This is a genomic window from Nitrospira sp., from assembly GCA_037045225.1.
Lineage (GTDB): Bacteria > Nitrospirota > Nitrospiria > Nitrospirales > Nitrospiraceae > Nitrospira_A.
The window spans coordinates 2940023-2961195 of the sequence record JBAOHZ010000009.1 but is presented as its reverse complement, the minus strand read 5'-3'; the positions used below and the strand labels follow the sequence as shown (position 1 = coordinate 2961195).

The following is a 21173-nucleotide window of genomic DNA, read 5'->3' as shown; positions in this document are numbered from 1 at the left end:
GAAACGGCAACACATCGTGCAGCCTGTTGTCGATACGGATTACGGAGCCGGAACGCAGACGGTGGAGGGGCAACAAACGGAGTTGCTCAGAAAAGAAAACCCGGAACGATCAGGAATGGCGGGATGCGACGCAACCGATGATGCTCACCGGACAGTTCAGATGGAGGGCTTCAAGACATCGGGGTCGCGCTATTGCTCTCCGTAGGTTTTGAGAATGTCGTAGGAGAGCCGGCACTCGCTGCAGTAGTCCCTTGAAAACCGCACCTGCGAGGGTGGCACGACATGCCGCGCCAGGTAGCTTGGAAAATCGATCCAACTGTTCGCCCCAAAGGTCGAAGCACCCTCATCGCGAACCCGGCGGCACATCTCACACATCGGTACGACTCGCACCATCGTCGGTCTCCTTTTGCGGAAATCCTCCTTCTCGCCGGAAGGTGACGGGTCAGATGTCTTTTGATCGAGACGGCCGCTGCTGCAAATCATCCGGACAACAGACTCGTTCGCCTTGCAGCACCCGATTCAGATAGTGTCCAAGATCGACCGTGAGATGCTTGACCAAATACCCCATCGCTCCCGCCTCGAAGGCGGCCGCGACATACACCGGATCTTCATGGAGCGAGAAAAATATGATCTTGATATCTGGCATCGTCTCATACAGCTGCCGAGCAGCCCCAAGCCCTTCGAGAAACGAGAGGGAGAAGTCCAGAATGACCAATTCCGGCGCAAGCTTTTTCGCTGTCAATACAATGGCTTCTGCTTCTGTTTCGGAAGACACCACCTCGAATTGAGGTTCCAGGAGAATCTCCAAAAAGGCCAGCATGGCCTGCGATGAATCGCCGATGAGCACACGGGGGCGTAATGTTTTCTTTCTCATATTCCTACGCGTCACTGCTTAGAAAGTGGAATGGGTATACTAGGCAAGTGAAGGAAAAACCACACGCGTAACAACTCGAGGCATCATCGAAAAAAAATACCTGCATTACGACTGGTAGTTCAGGGATGGGCGTCGACACGACGGCAGTGAAACAGAATGGCTAGGACTGGCTGGTCAATCCCTGAGCTAAGGCATATTTGACGAGTTCGACCGTGGTGTGCAGATTCAGCTGTTCCATAATCTGTCCCTTATGAAACTCAACCGTACGCGGGGAGATCTTGAGCGTGCCCGCAATATCCTTTACCGTATGGCCTTCAGCGAGCAATTGCAGGACCTCGCGCTGGCGAGTCGTCAGTTCGGGGCCCGACGGCGCCCCGCCGTCGATCCCGCGCAACATACTTTCAACGACCTCTTTCGTCACCAGCGGTGTCACATAGAAGTTCCCGCTCCGCACAGCCCGTATCGCCTGCCCTAATTCGTCGCCCACGCAGCGCTTGAGGAGATAGGCGGAGGCCCCGGCCTCGAACGCCGCCCGTACGTAGGCCGGATCGGCGTGCATGGTGATAAACACCACTTTGATGTGAGGAAATTTGACCTTCAAGACGCGGGCGGCATCGATCCCGTTCAGAACCGGCATCGAGATATCGAGAATCACAATATCCGGCTTCAACTCCGGTATGGCGTCCAACAACGCACGCCCGTCCCCGACGGTGCCGACCAATTCACACTGGTCGTCCAGCAACCGGCGAAACCCTTCCAGCACGAGGGTGTGATCATCGGCCAACAGTACGCGTGGCAGGGTCATGTTGCCACCCGCACCAACGGCACATACATCGACACCGTGGTCCCTCGTCCCGGATGGGATTCCACCTCACAGAATCCATGCACCGCTAACAGCCGCTCCCGCATGTTCAAGAGCCCTAAGCCCCCTTCGGCCCTGTCGATCGTCAATTGATCGAACCCCCTGCCGTCATCGCGTACCACCACGACCACCCCCTCGTCTTCGACCGTCACTTCCACTTCCACGCGAGCAGCCTTTGCATGTCGCGCAATATTCGACAAGCTCTCCTGAACCACCCGGTACAGTGCGGTTGAGGTGGTCTTGTCCAGTTGGTGGTCGATCGGTTGATGGACAAACAACGTTTTGACTCCCGTACGACTCGAAAAGTCGTCCAACAAACGCTGCAATGCCGCCTTCAGCCCCAGGTCATCCAGAATGGAGGGATGGAATCGATAGGCCATAAACCGTACATCGTCCGACAGCTCCTCCAGCCCCTTCAGGGCGTTGTGGAGGCCCGCCTGTGCATCGCCCGGGGCAGGGCCGATTTGCCGGTCGACTGCCTGCAAATCCAGCATGAGCAAGGCCAGCCGCTGATTGACATCATCATGCAAATCCTGAGCGATCCGGCGACGTTCTTCTTCTTGTGCCGTCAGAATCCGGCCGGTGAGTGTGTGCAACTGTTCTTCACTACGTTCGAGCGCCAACCGGCTGGCGTGTAGGTCCGCCGTCCGTGCTTCCACGCCCTGTTCCAGCCGCTCATTGACCTCTGTCAGCAATAACTCCGTGCGCCGGCGCTGATAGATAAACATGACCGGCGCCCAGATGCCGAACAGACTGAACAGATGATTGCCCCACTCAAACCATGAGGGAAGGCCGGGGACACGCGGGCTGAACGGCGCCGCGATGATCGTTAACAGGGAACAGAGCATCGCTGCGGCGATCGGCACCCATCGATGCTGACTGGCTGCGGAGAGAAACACAACTGCGCAGTACAACACCGCACTCGCCACCCCGAGCGGTAGCAGGAGATCCAAGACGAAAAAGAAGCAGGCCAGCAGGCACGCCGCTCCAACCATGAGACGTTGTCGCCGCTGCGACGGGTCATCGACCAATAGTCTGTTCGATTCCCCCCCCTCCTCCTGCTGGCTGACGCTGAAGGATGCCATAGGGGCAGGATCTTAGCATGCCCCGCTGGCCGGAGACCAGAACCAGAATAGGCCGAGGTCGACCTCAGCAAACCAATGACCCGTTCAGGTATGATGCGCCGATGACCACCGCACGCCCCCTCGTGATTCTCGGCTCCGGGTACACCGGCCACTGGATCTACACACTCGCCCTGCAACAGTCCTTACCCATCCTGGCCAGCAGCCGTGCCCCGGAGCGTCACCTGCGCGATGTCGACCCATCGAGACGCATCCGATTCGACCTGGAAGATCCAAGCACCTGGTCCGCACTCCCTCCCGACGCAGACCTGATCTGGACCTTTCCTGCCACACCACTTGAGCAGATACAGGCATTGGCTCAGCATCGTGGCGGCCCTTCCGGACGGCTGGTAGTCCTGGGCAGCACCTCTGCGTATGACAAGGAGGGGGCGCCGGTTGATGACCTTCCGCCCTGGATCGATGAAGCACAGCCCATCAACAACAAGCTCCCGCGCGTGCAAGGCGAAGAATACCTCCGCACACATCACGGGGCGATGATTCTCCGGGTGGCCGGCATCTATGGCCCAAACCGCAATCCGGTGGAGTGGATCCGGCAAGGACGTGTCGGTCCGACCAAGAAGTTCGTCAACCTGATCCATGTCGAAGATCTGGCGCATCTCTGTCTCCTGGCGCTGCAACGAGGCCAGGCCGGAGAGACCTACAATGTGAGTGATGGTCATCCACGCCGATGGGCGGATATTTGTGCGGAAGTCTCCGGCAGATGGGGGGTTGTGAGTCCTCGACAGGCAGACCGCAACGAATCAGGCAAACGTATTCGGAATCACAAAATCCTCACCCACTTGGGCTATACGCTTCGGCACCCGGAATTCTATCACGCACTCCAGTCGATTGAAGCGGACAGACAACCGCCGATCAGGCTGTAAACCTCCGAGATCCAGCCGCTCAGGCCCGCAACAAGGCCATGACACTCAAACAGACCAGCAGATTGTTGATGGCGTGCCCGATCATCCCCGGCCAGAGACTACCGGTCCGCTCATAAGCCCAGGCCCAAATGAGCCCACTCCAGAAGACGCTGAGAAATCCAATCAGCCCATACCCATGGGCAAGCGCAAACAACGCCGCGCTCAGCATGGCCGCCACACCCCACTGAAACCGGCGCCGGAATACGCCAAACAACAGGCCGCGAAAGGCCAGTTCCTCAAAAACCGGCGCAAACACCACATACTCTATCAAGCTGACGACCAGGGTCGATGGGGCCCCCCACACCAGATCCGCATCGAACCACTCCGTCCAATGACTAATCAAATTCAACGGCTCGGCGATCCTGCCCAACACCCATTCACCAACGAGTCCGGCCGCCACAACCGCCAGCACAGCCAACCCCAATTGGCCCATGTGGCGCGGCTCGATACGCAGACCGAATCCATGCCAGAACGTCTGCCGCTGGGGCCGGAGCAGATGGTAGTAGGCCAACGCCAGCAGGGGAAGGTTCGATAGCGGTACGGCCACGACCCGCAACGATGGGAAGTCGCTTGCGACATAGAGAAACGCCACGGTCAGCAATGCGCCCACGGCTCCACCACGCAGGAGCACCCCCGCGCCCAGCCGACCGGCCCACAGCGGTGGAAGTTCCGCGGAGCCCACGCGAAACATCGCCTCGCCCTTTCCTCGTCGCACCCACAGCAGCAGGACGAGCAGGCCGACGATCATGAGTGTCAATTCGAGCAGAGCAAACGCCCGGGAGCGCCACAGCAACCCTTCCACCCGTTGCTGTGACGACGTGTCGATCGTCGCCAATAACGGACGGTCTCCCGCTCGTTCAGCGATTCGAGTGGCCAGGCGGCTGTAAAACCAGCCGGAAACAGGCTGCTCCGCCAGGTAGGCTTGCAATTCAAACCCAACGCTGGGAGACACACGTCCCTCCAGGTATCCGGCCCGTAGCAGCTCGGCATAGGCGGGGTACGGTTCAGTCTGAAGCAGCCAGCGTGCAACTGCCTGCTCCACGGCCGGAAGGTGCCCGGACTCTCCCTCCAGGATCGCCAGGTGTAGCTCGACCGCAGGGGTGGGCGATTCTTCGGCCAGTTCGCGATACCATTCGATGGCCTGTTCACGATCATTCGCGCCGCTTCCCATCGTCGCTTCGTAGAGAAACTGTTCCCAAATCGGCAGGGTTTTGAGCCCGTCTTCCTGATCCATCAAACGCCCGACCATGTGACTGAGCGCGCGTTCGGCATCCGGGACCCGATCAACCCGAGGGACATCAAACGATAACCAGGCGACCACGGAGATCGAGGCACTGAGGACGACCGCCGACAACCAGGTGATGGCACGGGAGAAGCGAGGATCGTAGGCATGGGGCGGTGGAGGCGCCCCGACGCAGGGCACCGGAGGCACAGCCGATGGCGAGGGCGTTCCGGTTGATTCGTCTGCGTCCACAGGTCCCTCCGGGCGTGATTGGCGCCGGAGTATACCACCGGCTTTCAAGAGGCGAAACTGGCCAAGGCCCCCCTGCACAGCTCACCGCCGAGTCCTGTAGACAATCCCATGGCTGAACCGCCTTCTGTTTCGTTATACTACGCCCCTCTGAGGCAGAGACCATTGCCCTGGCTGTGAGACCTCCCTCGATCGTCAACGACGGCTCTATCACCTATGGCAACCGACTCCTCCTATCGGAATTTCGTCCCACCGCATCGGCTGCTGATGGGCCCAGGCCCGAGCATGGTTCACCCTCGGGTGTTACAGGCGCTTGCTCAGCCGCTACTCGGACACCTCGACCCGGTCTTTCTCGGCCTGATGAATGAGATTCAAGCCCTGCTTCGCGCCACGTTTCACACACACAATGAATTTACGATTGCCTTGTCCGGAACCGGATCGGCAGGAATGGAAGCGGTCATCGCCAATCTCATCGAGCCTGGCGATCGCGCGATCGTGGGGGTCAACGGCGTATTCGGCACACGCCTGGCCACGATGATCGAGCGCAGTGGCGGGATACCCATCCGCATCGAAGCGCCTTGGGGAACCACCATCCCGCTAGACGCGTTAGAAACCGAGTTAGTCCGTGCAGCGCCGGTTAAAGCCGTGGTCCTTGTCCATGCGGAAACCTCCACCGGCGCGTGGCAACCCCTCCAGGATGTAGGGGCGCTGTGTCGCGCGCACAATGCGTTATTCATTGTTGATGCCGTCACCTCCCTGGGAGGCATCCCGGTCGAGGTCGATACGTGGGGCATCGACGCCTGTTACAGCGGGACCCAGAAGTGCCTGAGCTGCCCGCCCGGCCTCGCCCCGCTGACGGTGAGCCCGCGAGGCATGAGCGCCATTCGAAACCGGCGCGTGCCCTGTCCCAGCTGGTACCTCGATCTGTCCCTCATCGCCGACTACTGGAACGACCACAGCCGCGCCTATCATCACACCGCGCCGATCTCGATGCTCTACGGACTTCGAGAAGCCCTCCGGCTCGTCCATGAAGAGGGGCTCCCGGCGCGCGCCGCGCGGCATCAGATGAACAGTGATGCCTTGCTGGCCGGACTCCGAACTCTGGGACTGAGCCCCCTTCCCCCGCAGGGTTGTCGACTCCCGATGCTCAACTGTGTCACGCTACCGGACGGGATCGACGAAACGATGGTCCGAACACGGCTCCTGCAAGAATACGGCATTGAAATCGGTGGTGGACTCGGGCCATTGCGCAGCCAAGTCTGGCGCATCGGCCTCATGGGCGAATCGAGCCAACACGCGCATGTACTCACGCTGCTCAACGCCTTGGAAGCAATCTGTGCCAGCCTGAAACGGCCGGTACAGCCAGGCCGCGCGATTCAGGCGGCGACAGACACCTATACCCAATCACTGGAATCGTCGAGGAGGCAGGCATGAGTCGAAACGGGTTATGGATCGTGGCAGCAGGAGTGGCAGGCTTCGTGGCCGCCATCACGTACTGGGTCATCGCCCTCGCGGTGGCAGAATCCCGCAAGGCCGACATGTTGGCTCCCGAACGTGTGACCACCTTCATCCATGCGGTCATCGACGCAAATCGTGCCAACTACACGCAGAACGTCGTGGATAAATTGCACAACCAGGGTGTCGTCGAAGCCCTTGAACATTGGAAAGAAGAGAAAGGGCTTCCGCTCCCCGCCCAATTTCTCCTCGAGTCCGGACGCTTGGTCGCGCAAAAGGATATGAAACTCAGTTTCCGGCTGGCCAGCCTCACCCCGATCTATGTGTGGAATGGGCCGAACAGCGAATTCGAACGGCGGGGACTTGAGGTCGTGATGAAGGCGCCGGAAAAACCTTTCACCGGCTTCTACCAGCAGGCCGGCATCCGCTACTTTCAAGGTATCTACGCAGACCGGGCGGTGTCCGAAAGCTGCGTCTCCTGCCACAATGGCCACGCGAACAGTCCCCGACGGGATTATAAGCTCAACGACATCATGGGCGGCGTCATCGTCACCATTCCAATCAGTGAGGCGCCATGATCATCGCCATCCGTCAGATTCGAATTCTGGACGGCCTGGGCCACCGGATTGAGCGAGGCACCCTTCTCATCGAGGGCACCCGCATCCAGGCTGTCGGGCCGGAAGGGCAGGTTCGGATTCCTAAGGGCGCACAGCGAATCGACGGTCGTGGCCTGACCGTCCTTCCCGGCCTCATCGACTGCCACGTCCACTTCTGCTTGGGAGCGGAAGCGGATGTCGTGGCTGCGGTAGAGGGAGAATCCTCGTCCATCACGTTGCTCAAAGCCGCCGAGCTGGCGCGGCGCACTCTCCAGGCCGGGGTTACCACCGTTCGGGATGTCGGTTTCCGCGACCATGCGGTCTTTACGCTGAAACAGGCCATTGAGTCCGGACTGACGCCGGGGCCCAGAATTCTCGCCGCCGGTCTCGCGATCTGCATGCCGGGCGGACATGCGCGCTTCATCGGACGCGAAGCCGATGGAGTCGAGGCCGTCCGGGCCGCCGTCTTGGATCAACTCAACGCCGGCGCCGAAGTCATCAAAGTCATTGCCTCCGGCGGTGTGCTGACTCCCGGCACTTCCCCGGACCAGGCTCAGATGACCGTGGCAGAATTATCCGCAGCCGTGGAAGTGGCCGTCGCCCATGGGCGACATGTGGCCGCCCATGCCCACGGCGCAACCGGGATGAAGAACGCGCTCCGCGCGGGTGTCCACTCCATCGAACATGCCACGCTCATGGACGACGACGCGGCGGAGATGATGACGCAGCGCCACGTCTACATGGTCCCCACACTCTCCGCCCTCGCCACCACAGCGGCCTGCCCGGCCGGCTGCGGCATTCCCGACAGCGCCCGCTCCAAGGCCAGGAACATGGTGAAACAACACGAGCGAAGTTTCCGCACCGCCCTGCGCCGGGGTGTTCCGATCGCGATGGGCACGGATGCCGGAACGCCGTTCAACGATCACGGGAACAATGCTCAGGAATTGGAACGGATGGTCGCGCTGGGCATGACACCGATGGACGCGATCATGACCAGTACCTCCGCTGCTGCTCGGTTACTGGGACTGACTCAGGAAATCGGATCCATTGCGGCGGGGAAACAGGCCGACCTGCTGTTGGTGGAAGGCAATCCCCTCAGAAATATCGGCGTGCTACTGAAACGGGAGCGACTTGCAGGAGTGATGCAACGCGGTCGGTTCGTGGCGGGTCCACTCTCAGGCGCGTGACACAGGCAACGAACGACGTGGGTCGTCACCGTCTTTCGTAGAGCAATTCCAACGCCGTCGCGAAGCCGTTGATCCGGCCCTTACGAAACATTTCCTCCAGCCGGCCGCGAAGCGCACGAGTCCCGCCCTCGTCTCCCCGTGCGACCACGGCCTGCGACACCATCATCTGCACGGCCACCTCAAGCAAGCGCTGTTTCCGTTGCTCCATTTCAGGAGTCACGAATTCATCCAGGACTTCCGCTCCACGCACGTCCACGATGGACTCCTTGAACGTGTCGTACCCCTGCTGCGCCACCGTGCGTTCACGAATGAGGGCCAATTCTGATTTAATCCGCGGCACCATCTTCATCAGAACGGCGAACACTTCCTTCCGCCCTTCGTCGAAGAGCTTTTTCTCCATCTCCTCAAGAATCAGGGACGGATCGACCGTCTCCGCCCGCACCTCTTCGCCCCAATGCAGGCGATCATAGGTTCTCCGGCTCTCGGAGTCCCCTAGGACCTCATAGGCGGAGTTGATCTCGCGGATCTTCTCTTCCGCCTGCTTATTGTTCGGATTGCGGTCGGGATGGTGCTCGAAAACGAGCTTCCGATAGGCTTTCTTTATGTCGTCATCGGAAATGTCGCGCGACACACCGAGGACACGATAATAATCCAAGCGAGGCATATAGACCGGGACTATACCATGCCTGGTTAGCCGGCTTCATCTTGACAGCGTCGGTTCTCCCCCGTAGCCTGGCGCGATTCAACGAGCTCGCAGGGGAGGGATTTCAGCATGGGATGGGCCCACGGCGTGACGAGGTATCAATGGCTGGTCCTGTTCGTCGCCTGGCTTGGGTGGGTGTTCGACGCCATGGACGCCACGATCTATGCAATCGTGCTGCATCCTGCCTTACATGAGCTGCTGCAAGCCGGGGCCGCCGGCGGAGCGGTCACGGACGAACAGATCGGGTGGTACGGCGGCATCGTGTTCTCCATTTTTCTGATCGGGTGGGCCATCGGAGGGATCGGCTTCGGAATGGCCGCCGATTATTTCGGCCGTACCAAAACACTGATCGTCACGATTTTGATCTATGCCGTCTTCACCGGCCTGGCGGCGTTTGCGCAAGAATGGTGGCATCTGGCCATCTATCGCTTTCTGACTGCGCTCGGGATCGGCGGCGAATGGGCAGCCGGGGCGGCGATCGTGGCCGAAACCTGGCCCGAAGAGAAACGTGCCCGAGCCGCGGGAGTTCTGCAATCGGCCTGGGCCGCCGGTTTTTTTCTGGCCGCCGGATTCAACCTGCTCCTGAGCAGCTACGGGTGGCGACTCCTCTTCCTCGTCGGCATCCTGCCGGCCTTTGTCGCCCTGCTGGTCCGTTGGTGGGTGAAAGAACCGGAGCGGTGGGTCCAGGCTCACGAACAGGAGGCGCAATCCGCTCACACCAGCTTCATGCACCTCGCCGAGTTGTTTCAACCGGCATTACGCCGCAACACCTGGATCGGCTCGACCCTGGCGTTCGTGGCGGTCTTCGGTCTGTGGGGCGCGACCAATTGGGCCCCTACCTTGATCCGGGCCATGCCGGATCTCCAGGGGCAGGATGCCGCGACGCTGACAGAGAAGGTCAGCTACGCGATCATGGCGCTCAATGCTGGCTCGTTGTTCGGGTATCTGGGATTCGGGCCGCTGGCCGAACGATTCGGCCGCCTACCCGTATTCGGCTTGATGTGCCTCGGCAGCTTCATCATGCTGCCGGCGACCTATTTTGTCCCGCACAGTTATACAGAGGTGTTGTTGTTACTCCCGCTGCTGGGATTCTTCAACAATGGCATTTTCAGCGGCTTTCCGATTTACTTACCTGAGCTCTACCCGACACGACTCCGGGCAACCGGCTCAGGATTTTGCTTCAACGCTGGCCGTATACTCGCCTCAGCCGCGCCCTTCGTCACCGGGTGGCTCGTCACCCTGCTGGGGTCGTTCAACAATGCGGCGAGCACCATTGCGCTAATCTATCTGTTGGGATTGGCCGTGCTGCCCTTTGCGACTGAGACCAAAGGAAGGCCGTTACCGGAGTGATCTCTCACGACGTGATGACTCGGCCATCATGACACAACCTGTGAATGCGACTCCGCGCATCGTGCCCCTGAGTGAGTCTGCCCTCACTGTCGAGTTCGGGGAGACCATCGACATCCAAACGAACGACTTGGTGCTGGCCTTTGCCGCCGCAGTGGAGCAGGCAAGACTGGCAGGCTTCCTGGAAGTCGTGCCGACCTACCGGTCCGCCACCGTCTATTTCGATCCATTGCGCACCGATGTGGCCACACTCACCGAGCAAGTGCGTCCCATGCTAACGGCAATAGACACGATCCCACGACGCGCGCCCACAACTCACACGATCCCCGTGTGGTACGGAGGCAGCGCAGGCCCTGACCTGAACGACGTGGCAAAACACGCAGGCCTCACGCCCGAGGAAGTGAGTATCTTGCACGCCTCGGTGATCTACCGCGTCTACATGCTGGGGTTCAGTCCGGGCTTTCCCTATCTGGGCACCGTGCCAGATCGCATCGCGACGCCGCGACTCCCGACGCCTCGCAAACAGGTCGCGGCAGGATCGGTCGGCATAGCCGGCACACAAACCGGCATGTACCCTCATGCCAGCCCGGGCGGCTGGCGCATTATCGGGCGGACGCCCGTGTCTCTGTTCAGCGTCACCAGACCTGCACCGTTCCTGCTGTCCCCCGGCGATCAGGTGCAATTCGTGCCGATCGAGGAAACAGAATTCCACGCGCTGATCGAACATCACCCATGAACAAGAGACAACACATTGATCTCAATTGTGACCTGGGAGAAGCCTCGACGCCGGAGCAACTAGACGTGGAAGCCCATCTCATGGCGTACGTGACCTCCGTCAATATCGCGTGCGGAGTGCATGCGGGCAATGCGGATATCATGCGGAGTACCGTGCAACTGGCTCGGCAACATGATCTGGCGATCGGCGCGCACCCCGGATTGCCGGATCGAGACTCTCGCGGCCGCCGCGAACAACCACTCTCCCGTTCGTTCGTACAGGACTTGATCCTGTCCCAAGTGGGCGAGCTGATGGCCATCGGTCAGGCCGAGGGTCTTCGCCTCTCGCATGTGAAGCCGCACGGGGCGCTCTATAACATGTCGGCGCGCGACCCCACACTGGCCGACGCCATCGCCGAAGCCGTCGCACACATTGACCCACGATTGATCCTCGTGGGATTGGCCGGATCGGAACTCCTCATCTCCGGCACCGCCCGCGGGCTCCCGGTTGCCGCCGAAGGCTTTGCTGATCGCGCCTATCAGCGCGATGGCCGGTTGGTGCCCAGAGATCAAGAAGGCGCCCTGATCTACGATGAATCGACGGTCGTCTCGCGAGCACACGCACTGATTCACGACGACACCATCGCGGCAAACGACGGTTCGTTGCTTCATCGGCATATCGATACCCTCTGTGTGCACGCAGACTCCCCAGGCGCAGTTCGGCTCGCCCACGCCTTGCGAACGATGTTCGACGATGGAGGCATCGCCGCAGTCCGTATCGATCATGCCGCCTAAACCACCTACCATCCACGTGCTGCGCCCGGGGCTTTTTACCACCATGCAGGATCTCGGTCGCAACGGATACCAACGGTTCGGCGTATCGGTAAGCGGGGCGATGGATCCCTGGGCACTCACGGTGGGGAATCGCCTGCTCGGGAATCCCGACCGAGCTGCCGGATTGGAAATCACCATCCAAGGGCCGGAACTGCTGTTCACGGAGGAGTTGGCTATCGTCATCACCGGCGCAGATCTCTCCCCCACCAGCAACGGCTTGGCCGTTCCGATGTGGACCGTGATCGCCATGCCGGCTGGAAGCCGCCTGCAGTTCGGGATGCGTCGACAAGGCACTCGAGCCTATCTCGCCGTGGCCGGCGGTATAGACGGTCCGCTGATGCTCGGAAGCCGATCGACCCATGTGCGGAGTGGACTGGGAGGCCTCGCCGGCCGTGCGTTGAAGAAATGGGATCAGCTCACTATTGGACCGGCACGAGCCACAGCGAAGCACCACGTAGGACGCATGCTTCCGGAATCGAATCGTCCTCAGTATCAACGTGCCGCAGCCATACGCGTGGTGCCAGGACCACAAGTCGATCGTTTCATAGACGATGCCCTGGAGCGACTCACCAGGACGCCGTACCGACTGAGCAATGAATCCGACCGAATGGGCTATCGATTACAAGGATTGGCGCTGGCTCACCGAACTTCAGCCGACATCGTGTCTGATGCCGTGAGTGTCGGGACCATTCAAGTACCGGCGGATCAACAGCCGATTCTGCTCATGGCAGACTGCCAAACAACAGGCGGGTATGCCAAACTCGCAACGATGATCGCGGCTGATCGCTCTGGCGCGGCGCAAGTGTCCCCGGGCGATACGCTCTCGTTCATTGCCACCACGTACGAGTCCGCATCTACACTTCTTCGGTCGGTCCAGGCCGAACTTGATCGGCTCTTACCTCCACACAATGCCTGAGGAGACGCCCCTAGCCCAAACCGTTTAGGCATCGCACGCCGACGCATTCAAAAGCAACGCCCTCTGAACGAGGGGGCTTTTTCTATTCCGTTGAGTCCTTGACATTGCCCTGAAGCAATCTATTATTATTCGTATGGACACCACACTGACTCCTCGACAAATCACTCACGATGAGAAAAAGGCGGCCGAAGCCGCTTTCGCTGGTCGCCCATTCAATCCGAAATGGTCGGACGCGGCTCGCATCGTTTATGACGGCCTGCTCGCCGCAATGGGAAAAGACGCTCGGACCGTCGACATGCACGACGAACTCGAGCCGGTTGAGCCGCTGGCTTAACGCCCCTCGCGTCGTGTCAACGGGTACGGGAGACGGTCACGACACCTCCCGAGGTTATCCGCACTGAGCGGCGCCGTCGATGTTGCCTAACGCCCCGCATCGTGCGGAGGGCTCTCCCTTCGCACCTCCCGAGTCCGATCCGATAATTCTTTCACCAGCTCACGTTCCTCCGCGTCAGTCTTCACCTCACCATCCAACCTCGCTTCAGTCAATCGGGCCAGAATCGTGCGATACAGCGGGCCTGGTTTCACACCAAGGGCCTGCAGCGCTTTCCCTGTCAACGTCGGTTTTACGTTTCGATACGTGGTGAGGTAGAGGGACAGGTTCCGCTTGGCCGACGCCGAACCGTTCTTCGCCAGCAGAAACACGAGCGTTTCGTCCGCCAAACCGGTCAGCAGCGCGACTGTCTCCGAAGGCCGGAGCGGCGCACGCCGACTCAGGGCCCGGCAGACCGGCTGCGTGAAAAACCGAGCCGCGGTGATAGCGCCTCGTTCCGCTTCCGTGAAGGGAAATCGCTCGAGCATCTCGCGCACGGCCTGATCCGGCATGACCTCGGCAAGCGCCATCGCACACACCAGCCATCCGTTGAGCTTTCGTTCGAAAGAGGACAGCTTGTACCAATCCTGCGCCGCTTCGACATCGATCAGCCGACGATCCAGTCGATTCGACCAGGTCAGCGTCGGATGAATGAACCGCAGAAGATCAAGGTCTGCCAGCCGGCGGACGGCCTGCCGTGGCGTCCGTTCAGAGAACAAGAAACGCAGTTCGTCCAACACACGCTGGCCGGACAGTCTATGGAATAACTCCATCTTCGCCGCGCCTTTAATCAGTGCCAGCGTCTCCTTGCTCAAGTGAAAATCGAAACGCAGTTCGAAACGAATCGCGCGAAAGACCCGGGTCGGGTCCTCCACAAAACTCAGGCTATGCAATACTCGGATGAGGCGCTCCTTGAGATCGCGTTGCCCACCGTAAAAATCGATCAGTTGACCAAACGCGCGTGGATTGAGGCGAACCGCCAGCGTGTTGATGGTGAAATCCCGCCGATAGAGATCCTTCTTGATGGAGCTCTGCTCGACAGTCGGCAAGGCAGTCGGGTATTCGTAGTACTCCGTGCGGGCCGTCGCTACATCCAACTTGAACCCGTTCGGCAACCACACCACCGCCGTACCGAATCGCTCGTGGACCTTCACACGCCCTGCCCGTTCCTTCGCCAGGGCGCGCGCAAACGCAATCCCGTCGCCCTCCACCACAAAATCCACATCGAGATTGTCGATGCCCAGGAGCAAGTCACGTACAAATCCGCCAACCACGTACGCTGAATACCCGAGGCGCTCCCCCAAATCGCCTGCCGCCTGCAGCAGGTCATACACCTCACGAGGTAACCGATCACGCAGGAGTCCCCCGACATCACGCCGCCGCACGCCTCCCGAAGACTCCACATCCATCAAGGATTTGGCTTTCCCGCGCGCAGACGCAAGCACATCCTCATGGAGAGTACGGAGCAGATCCGTCCGCGTGATGACGCCCACCGTTTTGCCGCCGGACAGCACCGGCACAAACCGCTGATTCAGTTCGATCATTCGCGTTTCAATATCATGGAAGGGAGTCTCCGGCTCTGCGCTGTACTGATCGTGCCTGGCCAGGTCCTCGATTCGTTCGTCTCCGAGATGATGAAACAGAGCCTTCTGCACGACCTCACGGGAAATGGTACCGACATACCGAGTCTTTTGATCGACGACCGGAAGGACGTTGACTCCGTAAGTCGTGAGCGCTCGCTCCGTCTCCGCCACCGTCGCATCCGCGACGATCGTTTTCACCGGCTGCGTCATGACATCCCGGGCCAGCAAGGTCGGACGGTATCGTTCCGTCAGCAAACGGGTCAGCTGCTCCTGCACTTCAATAAGTGTTCGGCCTTTGATACTGGCTGCTGCCGCCACGGCATGCCCGCCCCCGCCGAATTCGCGCGCGATCCAGGCCACATCGATCTCGGGGCGCCGGCTCCGGCCAATCACCTCGACCTTCTCATCCAGTGCAATGGCAACGATGACGGCATCGAATCCCTGCAACTCCGCCAACCGCTGAGCTGCCTCCGCGAGGTCGCCCCTGTACCGATCATAGGTGCTGGTGGCCACAAGTATTTTACGGCCCTCCAGATAATAGATCGATCCGGACTGCAACAGATCGTTCAGGAGAGCGATCAGATGGGGATTCAACGGATGCCGCAAGACCTCTGCCACGACGTTCAAATCTGCGCCGGCGCGTAAGACAACTGCCGCAGCCTCCAGATCGCGTGGAGTGGTTGATGGGTAGGCTAACGAGCCTGTCTCCTCGTACAACCCGAGCGCCAGCAACGTCGCCTCCGCAGCCGTGAGCGTGACCTGCTGCGCGTTCAATTGCTCGACCAGCAGCGTGATCGTAGCACCGACCGGTTCGACGTGCCGTTGCGTGACCGAAGGCCACTCGGATCCAGCCCGCGCTGGCCGATCGTCAACCTCATGATGATCGAAAATATGCACCTCCACATCCGCACGAGACTTGAGATCCCTCAATGTACCCAGCCGCTCCGGCTCCTGAACATCCACAAGGATCAACCGTCGCACCTGGTCCAACGCCACGTCCTTAAGACGAGCGATGTGGAGCGGGTGTGTTGTCAGAAAATTGCGCACTGATTCCTGTGCGCCACCGGGAAGCACCAGGACCGCTCCCGGATAAAGCTTTCCGGCCGCAACCATCGAGGCCAGGCCGTCAAAGTCCGCATTCAGATGGGTCGTGATCAGATCCATGCCGGCATTTTAGCAGGATCGATCGAATCGATTCAGTCCCGCAGTGAGGAAAGGAGGAGTCACATAAAGTTTCTCGGCAAGAGGAGAGGGCCGGCTCAACAAGCAACCAGGCCGTCCACAAGTCTGGTGTGGACGGCCTGGGACTACGCGACAGAATACGCAAGCGCGAATGCCTGGCGGAATCGAAACGGTCGCTCGACCGCACACCACCAAGTCACAGCACCGGCAGCATGACCTATCGCTGCTGGCGATCGTGCTTCTGGCGAGCCAGATGGCGTGACGTGCGATCCTGCGCGTGATTCATCCGAGCCCGCTCTTTTTTGGTCACTACGCCGTCAGATTTCGCCATATCTTCGACCTTATTGACGTGTTCCTGCTGATTGCTCAAGCGATTGGCCTCACGTTCGTTCAGTTGGCCGCTGGCAATCCCCCGATCGATCCGCTTCTCCTGATTGGCCTGCCGCTGATCGATCCTGGGCGTCTCCGCCTGCCTGGGCATCTCCGCCTGCGCATACACCAGCGACGTGGCACACACCGACAACAACGCCGCGCCCCAAATCACCTTCTTCATACGTGTCCTCCTTTGGTTGCCCCTGCACTGTCACCCGTTTCAACGTACAAGGACGTCGGTTGGTTGACAGTCGAATTGGCGGTTTTCAAAGGAGACCAGGCATCACCAGCGCAGAAGATACGCTTTCGTCGAGAGGAGCCGCAGCCTCCTCCCTGCTGGGATCAGTGCCTGAGCCACCTCCGGCACCGAAACCCGGGCAACATGATTCCAAACCCGGAGTCGCCTGGAAGACGGTCGGCGGGACCGTGAAAAAAATCACGGCGAGACGTACACGGTGGAAGACTTCGGTGGCAAACAAATGACGGCGCACGCCGGGCAAAGCGCTAAACATCTTCGCGGCAACAAAAAGGTGGGCGACACCTTTCGAACTGAAATTACCCACGATGGCTTCGCGAATTCGATTCAATAACTCACAAACTCTGCGAACCCACATCAGCTCGCCGGTGTCCCGGGGAGGCCGACCCTGCACAGATCGGACTCCCCGCCTTCCTCAGTTCCGGCGCTTCCCGGACCCTCTCACTTCAACGCTTTGACGAAGACGATGTCGCCGTAGTAGGCCACGGCCCGCTCTTTCGTATTGTCCGTATCGCTCATAATCGCAACCCCGCTGATCGCCGGCGGCTCCTCGCCGAAGGCCAGTCGATAATCTTCAAAGACATTCCGCTCTTCCTCAACCCAGGAGCCGATCCGCTGCGACCCACTTTCCACCACAATCATTTTGGCGAAGTCGGTGAAAGCATTGTCGACCACTGTCCCGACCGGGCTCTTGGCATCCCAAATGTAGTTCAATGCGCCGATCGGAATATCTCCGAACAGCATCCGCCCGGCCTGATACTTCAATTTTCTTCCCAAACCCACCTTGTCCGGCTCATACGCAAACGTAATATAGAGACGGGCCGGATAGTCATCCCCATCCTTGCGGTGCACATTGCCCTGCGGCAACACATTCTCCACCTTCCACCGCCAACGCACGATCGGATACTCATGCGGATCAATCGTCACAGCCTTGGTCAGACCCGACGCAGACGCCTCACTCACAGCCTTCACCACGGAAATCGACCCGTCTTTCACCACCTCATACGTCGTGTGCCGTTCGATTTTCTTAAACGTCAGCAGTGTCCACCCATCCGGCAACGTGACGCCGGCTGCCGCAGCCGAAAAATTTCCCACCTCGAGCTTGGTGAGGCCTTGTGCCAACGTGAAGGCGGGAGCACCTAACAGGACCGCGAGCAAGGCAAACCCGAGGCGTACCATATGCCCCCTCACCGTCTTAACCAGGCAAAGAGCCTGGTCAAGAGCGCCTTGGTCCGGACGGTAAAATGCGCCTTCCGCCAGAGATTGACGACCTTCTTATTCACGTCCGACCGCGTGGGGTAGGGATGAATCGTCGCGGCGATCGTTTTTGCACCGGCACCCGCCTTCATCGCCACAGAAAACTCATTGATCAGATCGCCGGCATGCGCCGCCACAATGGTGGCTCCAAGAATCTTCTCGGTGCCTTTCTGAATATGGATGCGAGCAAACCCTTCTTCCTCACCATCCAGGATGGCTCGATCCACCTCAGCGAGGTTGTAGGTATAGGTTTCGACCTCCAGCCCTTTCTTCTGTGCGTCGGCTTCGTAGAGGCCCACATGCGCGATCTCAGGTTCGGTAAACGTGCACCAGGGCATGATCAGCGACTCCATGCTGGCATATCCCAGCCCGAGGGGGTGGGGAAACAGCGCATTTTGAATCACGATCTGCGCCATCGCATCCGCGGCATGCGTGAATTTATACCGGGAACAAATATCCCCGGCGGCATAGATGCGCGGGTGTGTCGTTTGTAGGCGGTCATTCACTTTTACGCCGGTCTTGTCGTACTCAACCCCCACCGCCTCCAACCCCAGGCCATCGATATTCGGAGTACGCCCCACGCCGACCAGAATTTCGTCCACCATGACGTCGTAGTGCCGGCCGTGTGAATCGAGCAGGAGCTGCTTGCCGGCCGCCGTTTGCTCCACTTTGAGATCCTTCCCACAACAGAGCAGCCTGACGCCATCCCGCGCCATGGACTGCTGCACCACCTCCGCTGCATCGCGATCTTCATTCGGCATAATACCGTGCATGGCTTCGATGAGTGATACCTGGCTCCCGAAGCGAGCGAAGGCCTGCGCCAATTCGCACCCGATCGGACCTGCACCGATGACGGCAAGGCGCGCCGGCAACGCTGTCAGCGAAAACACCGTTTCATTCGTGAGATATCCCGTCTCTGCCAACCCTGGGATAACCGGCGCCGCAGCCCTTGCTCCTGTGCAGATCGCTGCTTTGACGAATGCCAGCGTTCGATGTCCAGCCGGCCCCTCCACCGACACCCTATCCTGGCCGGTGAATCGAGCCTGTCCGATATAGACATCGACACCCAGTGATGTGTAGCGATGTGCGGAATCCATATGGCTGATCCTGGCTCGCAACGTTCGCATCCTCGCCATCACCGCGCCGAAGTCACGAGTCACCCCCGGCGGAATGTGCAGGCCGAAGGCCGAGGCATCACGCAACTGCGCCCAGGCATGAGCCGCACGAATCAACGCTTTCGAAGGAACGCACCCGACGTTCAGACAATCCCCTCCCATCAGATGGCGTTCGATCAGCGCAACCTTCGCGCCCAATCCCGCCGCCACCACCGCCGTGATCAACCCCGCGGTGCCGGCACCGACTACGACCATGTTGTAGCGACCAGCAGGCTCTGGATTCACCCAACCGGACGGATGCACATTCGCAACCAACCTCCGGTTGTGTTCGTCGTCCGGCAGGACCAAACTTTGGACTGGAGCGCTCATTGAGGTCGGATTCTCTCTCTGGTGAATCAACCCGTCAGCGGTCTTTCGCTCCGCCGCTATGAATGGCGACGGGCACCCACATGCAACTAGATCAACTTACCGGCAAACTTCCTATGGAGTATCGGCACCAGCGCCAACAGACCCAGAAGTGTAAAGGCGATCAACACATTGGGTGAAGCAATTTCCTTGAGGGAACTGATCGTGCCAAGTTGGCGCCCTGCATAAGCGAACACAAAACTGCCCGGAATAATCCCGAGGGAGGTGGCAGCCATGTAGGTGCCGATGCTCACCCGGGTCAGCCCCGAGACCATATTAACGAGAAAAAATGGAAACAACGGAATCAGCCGCAGCGTCAGCAGATAACTGAACGCGTTACTGGCAAATCCCTGCTGAATGCCATCCAGTCGATTGCCGAATTTCTGCTCCACCCATTCCCTGAGCAGATACCGAGCCACCAGGAACGCCAGCGTCGCGCCCACGGTCGCACCGACATTGACGTACAGCGTACCCAACAGGCTGCCAAAGAGAAACCCTCCGGCCAACGTCATGATCGCGCCACCGGGGAGCGAGAGCCCGATTACCACACAGTAGCCAAGCACAAACATGGCCACCGCAACCGGATAGTGAGCTTCTGTAAAGGCGAGCAACTGATCCCGATTGGACTTGAGTCCGTCCAGGGAAAGGTACCGTCCGAGATCAAAGTAGAAAAATGCCGCAATGCCTAGTCCAACCACGAGCCCCAGCATAAGTTTGCCAAGGCCACCCTGTTTCGAGGCGGAGGACGATTCTACCGGTGTAGTCATAGCTGTTTGGGGCGATATCATCGTGACTCCTTGCTCGTGTGTCAATCACTCGTTCCCGTTGAGACAATACGCACATTGTGGCCGAAGGGCTGTGAGCTACCTCACAGAGTGACTCGCTCGCTGGTCATCGGACGGAGTTGTATGCGGATTGTGCGGCAGAAGAGATGCCCACCACAAAAATTTCCGGCCGAAAGACCTGCGAAAGAAGCAACGACGTCATGGCGTGGATTCCTCGTTGTGATTGATATCACAGTATTTAACAGGGAAAGGTTGCTTGCCACGTCTCCCAGTCACGACTCCAGAGCCTCAAGTCCCGGACCTGCCCCTCCGAAAGAACTCTTGAAGACAGGCTACCAGTGGAGGTAATGTCATAGATGCATGCGCTGATTGAACTCTTGGACGCCGCAATGCCGACAACACACACCATCCCGCAACAATCTCAGTCCTCACACCCCATCTATGAGACAACTTCACATGTCTGGATGCGCCCGTGCCCTCACTGCACTTCGGGTCTAAGGAAGAAATCACCCGAAGAATCATGGCGTTGTGGATGCGGTTGGCAAGCAGAATGAAGTGGTACAATTACAGTAGGGTGGGGGTGATGTCATGGGACCGCTCTCGATGCACGATATGAAAAGTGGATTTTTTCTCTTCGCCAGCTTCATTCTCCTGGCTACGATCTGCGCCGTCGCTGCGTTGGGCACGTTGATGCGCCCGCAGCGCTGGTCTGAACGAGAGACCAGACTTCACGTCTGATTCTCGCCAGGGAAACCTTCGGCTGGGCTAGAGGCCGGCTGAGGGCCCATCCTTGTGTGTGCCCTCCTGACAGCCCCTTTCTTCACAACCGTCCAGACCAGTTCAGC

At 59.6% G+C, this 21173-nt stretch carries 21 protein-coding genes; 10 read left to right on the top strand and 11 right to left on the bottom strand.

Annotation, left to right across the window (positions count from 1 at the left end; translation table 11 throughout):
- Positions 1–189 precede the first annotated feature (189 nt).
- The 4 genes from V9G17_14705 to V9G17_14690 form a co-directional block, all read right to left on the bottom strand.
- A complete protein-coding gene (locus tag V9G17_14705; GenBank protein MEI2753850.1) occupies positions 190–393 on the bottom strand; it encodes a hypothetical protein in 204 nt (67 codons plus the stop codon).
- Between the two features lie 49 nt (positions 394–442).
- Positions 443–874, bottom strand: coding sequence for a response regulator transcription factor (locus tag V9G17_14700; protein MEI2753849.1), 432 nt, complete (start codon positions 872–874; stop codon positions 443–445).
- A gap of 160 nt (positions 875–1034) precedes the next feature.
- Positions 1035–1679 carry a response regulator transcription factor gene (locus V9G17_14695; protein MEI2753848.1) on the bottom strand — a complete coding sequence of 215 codons (645 nt, stop codon included), beginning with the start codon at positions 1677–1679 and terminating at the stop codon, positions 1035–1037.
- Positions 1676–2821 carry a sensor histidine kinase gene (locus tag V9G17_14690; GenBank protein ID MEI2753847.1) on the bottom strand — a complete coding sequence of 382 codons (1146 nt, stop codon included), beginning with the start codon at positions 2819–2821 and terminating at the stop codon, positions 1676–1678. Before V9G17_14690 ends, V9G17_14695 begins: the two co-directional genes overlap by 4 nt.
- Before the next feature lie 101 nt (positions 2822–2922).
- Here V9G17_14690 and V9G17_14685 point away from each other — a divergent pair, with 101 nt between their 5' ends.
- Complete coding sequence (locus V9G17_14685) at positions 2923–3741, top strand: hypothetical protein (GenBank protein MEI2753846.1); 819 nt, start codon at positions 2923–2925, stop codon at positions 3739–3741.
- A 19-nt stretch (positions 3742–3760) separates the two neighbouring features.
- Here V9G17_14685 and V9G17_14680 read toward each other — a convergent pair whose 3' ends face one another.
- Positions 3761–5254 (bottom strand): CPBP family intramembrane glutamic endopeptidase, encoded by a 1494-nt coding sequence (locus V9G17_14680; protein ID MEI2753845.1) that lies wholly within the window; start codon positions 5252–5254, stop codon positions 3761–3763.
- Positions 5255–5467: 213 nt separating this feature from the next.
- On the opposite strand from V9G17_14680, the gene V9G17_14675 reads away from it, so the two are divergent.
- Genes V9G17_14675 through V9G17_14665 form a run of 3 tightly spaced genes read left to right on the top strand, consistent with a single transcriptional unit; the run spans position 5468 to position 8489 of the window.
- A complete protein-coding gene (locus V9G17_14675) occupies positions 5468–6685 on the top strand; it encodes an alanine--glyoxylate aminotransferase family protein (GenBank protein ID MEI2753844.1) in 1218 nt (405 codons plus the stop codon).
- Entirely contained in the window at positions 6682–7284 is a 603-nt protein-coding gene (locus tag V9G17_14670) for a DUF3365 domain-containing protein (GenBank protein ID MEI2753843.1), read from the top strand. Before V9G17_14675 ends, V9G17_14670 begins: the two co-directional genes overlap by 4 nt.
- Positions 7281–8489 carry an amidohydrolase family protein gene (locus V9G17_14665; GenBank protein ID MEI2753842.1) on the top strand — a complete coding sequence of 403 codons (1209 nt, stop codon included), beginning with the start codon at positions 7281–7283 and terminating at the stop codon, positions 8487–8489. Before V9G17_14670 ends, V9G17_14665 begins: the two co-directional genes overlap by 4 nt.
- 25 nt (positions 8490–8514) lie before the next feature.
- Here the strand turns inward: V9G17_14665 and V9G17_14660 are convergent, their stop codons facing one another.
- Positions 8515–9153: a DnaJ domain-containing protein gene (locus tag V9G17_14660; GenBank protein ID MEI2753841.1), complete on the bottom strand. Its 639-nt coding sequence runs from the start codon at positions 9151–9153 to the stop codon at positions 8515–8517.
- 108 nt (positions 9154–9261) lie between these two features.
- Here V9G17_14660 and V9G17_14655 point away from each other — a divergent pair, with 108 nt between their 5' ends.
- The 5 genes from V9G17_14655 (at position 9262) to V9G17_14635 (ending at position 13337) form a co-directional block, all read left to right on the top strand.
- Positions 9262–10542, top strand: a complete 1281-nt coding sequence (locus V9G17_14655) for an MFS transporter (protein MEI2753840.1) — start codon at positions 9262–9264, stop codon at positions 10540–10542.
- A gap of 28 nt (positions 10543–10570) precedes the next feature.
- Positions 10571–11275, top strand: a complete 705-nt coding sequence (gene pxpB / locus V9G17_14650; GenBank protein ID MEI2753839.1) for a 5-oxoprolinase subunit PxpB — start codon at positions 10571–10573, stop codon at positions 11273–11275.
- Positions 11272–12048, top strand: a complete 777-nt coding sequence (locus V9G17_14645) for a 5-oxoprolinase subunit PxpA (GenBank protein MEI2753838.1) — start codon at positions 11272–11274, stop codon at positions 12046–12048. The genes pxpB and V9G17_14645 overlap by 4 nt, the downstream gene beginning before the upstream one ends.
- Positions 12008–13003: a biotin-dependent carboxyltransferase family protein gene (locus V9G17_14640; GenBank protein MEI2753837.1), complete on the top strand. Its 996-nt coding sequence runs from the start codon at positions 12008–12010 to the stop codon at positions 13001–13003. Before V9G17_14645 ends, V9G17_14640 begins: the two co-directional genes overlap by 41 nt.
- A 133-nt stretch (positions 13004–13136) precedes the next feature.
- Complete coding sequence (locus tag V9G17_14635) at positions 13137–13337, top strand: hypothetical protein (protein MEI2753836.1); 201 nt, start codon at positions 13137–13139, stop codon at positions 13335–13337.
- An 86-nt stretch (positions 13338–13423) separates the two neighbouring features.
- Here the strand turns inward: V9G17_14635 and V9G17_14630 are convergent, their stop codons facing one another.
- From V9G17_14630 to V9G17_14610, 5 genes are all read right to left on the bottom strand, one after another.
- On the bottom strand, positions 13424–16120 hold the full coding sequence (locus V9G17_14630; protein MEI2753835.1) for a CBS domain-containing protein: 2697 nt from the start codon (positions 16118–16120) through the stop codon (positions 13424–13426).
- Between the two features lie 235 nt (positions 16121–16355).
- Positions 16356–16691, bottom strand: a complete 336-nt coding sequence (locus V9G17_14625; GenBank protein MEI2753834.1) for a hypothetical protein — start codon at positions 16689–16691, stop codon at positions 16356–16358.
- A 516-nt stretch (positions 16692–17207) separates the two neighbouring features.
- Positions 17208–17945 carry a DUF3047 domain-containing protein gene (locus V9G17_14620; GenBank protein MEI2753833.1) on the bottom strand — a complete coding sequence of 246 codons (738 nt, stop codon included), beginning with the start codon at positions 17943–17945 and terminating at the stop codon, positions 17208–17210.
- Between the two features lie 8 nt (positions 17946–17953).
- A complete protein-coding gene (locus tag V9G17_14615; GenBank protein MEI2753832.1) occupies positions 17954–19507 on the bottom strand; it encodes a mercuric reductase in 1554 nt (517 codons plus the stop codon).
- Positions 19508–19593: 86 nt separating this feature from the next.
- Positions 19594–20331 (bottom strand): TVP38/TMEM64 family protein, encoded by a 738-nt coding sequence (locus V9G17_14610; GenBank protein ID MEI2753831.1) that lies wholly within the window; start codon positions 20329–20331, stop codon positions 19594–19596.
- 585 nt (positions 20332–20916) lie between these two features.
- Between V9G17_14610 and V9G17_14605 the strand changes: the two genes are divergently transcribed.
- Positions 20917–21066, top strand: coding sequence for a hypothetical protein (locus V9G17_14605; protein ID MEI2753830.1), 150 nt, complete (start codon positions 20917–20919; stop codon positions 21064–21066).
- Positions 21067–21173 lie beyond the last annotated feature (107 nt).

Coding starts and splice junctions, on each gene's coding strand:
- V9G17_14705 (MEI2753850.1), bottom strand. CDS start 393: ATGGTGCGAGTCGTACCGATGTGTGAGATGTGCCGCCGGGTTCGCGAT.
- V9G17_14700 (MEI2753849.1), bottom strand. CDS start 874: ATGAGAAAGAAAACATTACGCCCCCGTGTGCTCATCGGCGATTCATCG.
- V9G17_14695 (MEI2753848.1), bottom strand. CDS start 1,679: ATGACCCTGCCACGCGTACTGTTGGCCGATGATCACACCCTCGTGCTG.
- V9G17_14690 (MEI2753847.1), bottom strand. CDS start 2,821: ATGGCATCCTTCAGCGTCAGCCAGCAGGAGGAGGGGGGGGAATCGAAC.
- V9G17_14685 (MEI2753846.1), top strand. CDS start 2,923: ATGACCACCGCACGCCCCCTCGTGATTCTCGGCTCCGGGTACACCGGC.
- V9G17_14675 (MEI2753844.1), top strand. CDS start 5,468: ATGGCAACCGACTCCTCCTATCGGAATTTCGTCCCACCGCATCGGCTG.
- V9G17_14670 (MEI2753843.1), top strand. CDS start 6,682: ATGAGTCGAAACGGGTTATGGATCGTGGCAGCAGGAGTGGCAGGCTTC.
- V9G17_14665 (MEI2753842.1), top strand. CDS start 7,281: ATGATCATCGCCATCCGTCAGATTCGAATTCTGGACGGCCTGGGCCAC.
- V9G17_14660 (MEI2753841.1), bottom strand. CDS start 9,153: ATGCCTCGCTTGGATTATTATCGTGTCCTCGGTGTGTCGCGCGACATT.
- V9G17_14655 (MEI2753840.1), top strand. CDS start 9,262: ATGGGATGGGCCCACGGCGTGACGAGGTATCAATGGCTGGTCCTGTTC.
- pxpB (MEI2753839.1), top strand. CDS start 10,571: ATGACACAACCTGTGAATGCGACTCCGCGCATCGTGCCCCTGAGTGAG.
- V9G17_14645 (MEI2753838.1), top strand. CDS start 11,272: ATGAACAAGAGACAACACATTGATCTCAATTGTGACCTGGGAGAAGCC.
- V9G17_14640 (MEI2753837.1), top strand. CDS start 12,008: ATGGAGGCATCGCCGCAGTCCGTATCGATCATGCCGCCTAAACCACCT.
- V9G17_14635 (MEI2753836.1), top strand. CDS start 13,137: ATGGACACCACACTGACTCCTCGACAAATCACTCACGATGAGAAAAAG.
- V9G17_14630 (MEI2753835.1), bottom strand. CDS start 16,120: ATGGATCTGATCACGACCCATCTGAATGCGGACTTTGACGGCCTGGCC.
- V9G17_14625 (MEI2753834.1), bottom strand. CDS start 16,691: ATGAAGAAGGTGATTTGGGGCGCGGCGTTGTTGTCGGTGTGTGCCACG.
- V9G17_14620 (MEI2753833.1), bottom strand. CDS start 17,945: ATGGTACGCCTCGGGTTTGCCTTGCTCGCGGTCCTGTTAGGTGCTCCC.
- V9G17_14615 (MEI2753832.1), bottom strand. CDS start 19,507: ATGAGCGCTCCAGTCCAAAGTTTGGTCCTGCCGGACGACGAACACAAC.
- V9G17_14610 (MEI2753831.1), bottom strand. CDS start 20,331: ATGATATCGCCCCAAACAGCTATGACTACACCGGTAGAATCGTCCTCC.
- V9G17_14605 (MEI2753830.1), top strand. CDS start 20,917: ATGGGACCGCTCTCGATGCACGATATGAAAAGTGGATTTTTTCTCTTC.